Origin of the sequence: Sphaerotilus sp. FB-3, assembly GCF_023706025.1 — a bacterium.
Taxonomy (GTDB): domain Bacteria; phylum Pseudomonadota; class Gammaproteobacteria; order Burkholderiales; family Burkholderiaceae_C; genus Sphaerotilus; species Sphaerotilus sulfidivorans.
Genome location: NZ_BQWE01000051.1, coordinates 1 through 579, shown reverse-complemented (window position 1 = coordinate 579; position 579 = coordinate 1). Strand labels below are relative to the sequence as shown.

The window sequence follows — 579 nt, the reverse complement described above, 5'->3', positions numbered from 1 at the left end:
GCTGATGTAGTAGCGCCAGCTCGGCTCGGGCGCCTGTTCGGTGCTGCGCGGGCCGAAGCGCCCTGAGCGCACCGGCTGGCGGGTGGACTGCACCAGCACCACGCTGCGCACGCCGGGCCAGTCCGGAGCATGTCAAGGTAGTTGCCGCGTGAGTCATGCCGCGACTCTGCTTATTTCAGCTGCCGCGGCATCGACCGCCGCGGCCACACCTTCCCGCTCGGGATTGAGCGTGACGGCCCCGATCGGCGACCAGTCGCGGGTCTTGCCCGACCAGCGTTTCGGGTTCGCCTGACGGGCTTGGCGGTACAGCGCATCGCGCGCGGCCAGGATCTTCCGGTCCTGCCCTGCATGGCGCTGCGCCGGGCTCACAAAGCGGATGCCGCTGTGGCGGTGATCGTGGTTGTACCAATGCACGAATGCGCTGGCCCACTGCCGCGCCGCCTGCAGATCCTTGAAGCCGCCGCTGGCCGGGAACTCCGGGCGGTACTTGGCCGTACGAAACAGGCTCTCGGCGAAGGCGTTGTCATCGCTCACCCGAGGCCGGGAGTACGACGGGCGGATCTTGAGCCAGTGCAGCAT

At 68.6% G+C, this 579-nt stretch carries 1 protein-coding gene; it reads right to left on the bottom strand.

Annotated features, from left to right (window positions below; translation table 11 throughout):
• Positions 1 to 153: 153 nt before the first annotated feature.
• Positions 154 to 579: integrase core domain-containing protein (locus tag NFT33_RS16455; protein WP_251676956.1), on the bottom strand; the 426-nt coding region annotated here is incomplete at its 5' end.